The sequence below is a fragment of the Pseudorhodobacter sp. genome, assembly GCF_030452865.1.
In the GTDB taxonomy this organism is placed as follows: Bacteria; Pseudomonadota; Alphaproteobacteria; order Rhodobacterales; family Rhodobacteraceae; genus Pseudorhodobacter.
In genome coordinates, this window is the sequence record NZ_JAKDLJ010000551.1 from 1 (window position 1) to 1,847 (window position 1,847).

General features: G+C 63.1%; 1 protein-coding gene. It reads right to left on the reverse strand.

From position 1 onward, the window contains the following. Positions 1–1,720, reverse strand: a 1,720-nt coding sequence (gene dxs / locus L0H65_RS19305; RefSeq protein ID WP_301460810.1) for a 1-deoxy-D-xylulose-5-phosphate synthase, incomplete at its 3' end; no start/stop codon positions are given. Positions 1,721–1,847 lie beyond the last annotated feature (127 nt).

A 1,847-nucleotide genomic window follows, 5' to 3' on the forward strand; every position in this document is an offset into this window, starting at 1 on the left:
CGCCGATTGCGCCTTCTTCAACGGTCAGCAAAACCTCATGCCGCGCCGCCAGATCAAGGATCAGATCGCGGTCGAGCGGTTTGGCAAAGCGGGCATCCGCTACGGTCGGCGTGATTCCCTTAGCCGCCAGCGCCTCGGCGGCTTTCATCACCTCGGAAAGCCGGGTGCCGAAGGACAGCAGCGCGACGCGGTTGCCGTTCTGGATCAGCCTGCCCTTGCCAATTTCCAGCGGAACGCCGCGCTCCGGCATCTCCACCCCCACGCCTTCACCGCGCGGAAAGCGGAAGGCAATCGGGCCGGTATCATGCGCGGCGGCGGTGGCGACCATGTGGACCAGTTCGGCCTCATCCGCCGCCGCCATCACCACGAATCCCGGCAGGTTGGCAAGGAAAGCCACGTCAAACGCGCCGGCATGGGTTGCACCATCGGCACCCACCAACCCGGCACGATCAATCGCGAAGCGCACGGGAAGGCGTTGGATTGCCACGTCATGCACAACCTGATCGTAGCCGCGCTGCAAAAACGTGGAATAGAGCGCGCAAAAGGGTTTCAACCCGCCCGCCGCCATACCCGCCGAAAAAGTGACCGCATGTTGCTCGGCGATGCCGACATCAAAACAACGGCGCGGAAAGCGTTCGGCAAAAAGGTTCAACCCGGTGCCATCGGGCATGGCGGCGGTAACCGCCACGATCTTGTCATCCCGCGCCGCTTCCGCGATCAACGCCTTGGCGAAGACCGTGGTATAGCTGGGTGCGTTCGAGGGTGATTTCTTTTGCGCCCCGGTCAGCACATCGAATTTTGCGGTCGCATGGCCCTTGTCGCGGGCGGTTTCCGCCGGGGCATAGCCTTTGCCTTTTTGGGTGATGACATGGATCAGCATCGGCCCGGTCGCGCGGTCATGCACGGTGCGCAGGATGGCGAGAAGCTGGTCCATATCATGGCCGTCGATGGGGCCGACATAGGAAAAGCCCAACTCCTCAAACAAGGTGCCACCGACGGTCATGCCTTTGAGCATCTCTTTCGCCCGCCGCGCACCTTCCTGGAAAGGTTCGGGCAGGAAGCTGACCGCACCTTTGGCCACCGCTTTCAAATCCTGAAACGGCGCACCGGCGTAGAGCCGGGAGAGGTAGGAGGACAGCGCGCCAACTGGCGGGGCGATCGACATTTCGTTGTCGTTCAGCACCACAAACAGCCGCTTTTTCAGCGCACCCGCGTTGTTCAGCGCCTCGAACGCCATGCCCGCACTCATGGCACCATCGCCGATCACCGCCACCGCATCGCCGGGGTCGCCGCCCAGATCGGCGGCAACGGCAAAGCCAAGGGCAGCGGAAATGGAGGTGGAGCTATGTGCCGCGCCGAATGGGTCATAGGGCGACTCGCTGCGCTTGGTGAAGCCGGAAAGCCCGCCCTCGGTTCGAAGGGTGCGGATGCGGTCGCGCCGCCCGGTCAGGATTTTATGGGGGTAGCATTGATGGCCGACATCCCAGATGATCTTGTCGCGCGGGGCGTCAAAGACGGCGTGCAAGGCGACGGTCAGTTCGACCACGCCCAAACCGGCCCCTAGGTGCCCGCCCGTAACCGACACCGCAGAAATGGTTTCGGCGCGCAACTCATCCGCCAGTTGCCGCAACTCCCGGTTCGATAGCGATTTGAGGTCGGACGGCAGGGCTACGCGGTCCAGCGTCGGGGTTTTAGGCCTGTTTTCGGTCTTGTCTGTCATCCTGCCCCCTTGGGCTTCAACGGTTCAGCTTTCACGCGCAATCACGAAACGCGCGGCTGCGATCATATTGTCAGCCCGCGCGCCGTAAGGTGCAAGGGCGCTGGTCGCCTCCTCAATCAACGCAGCG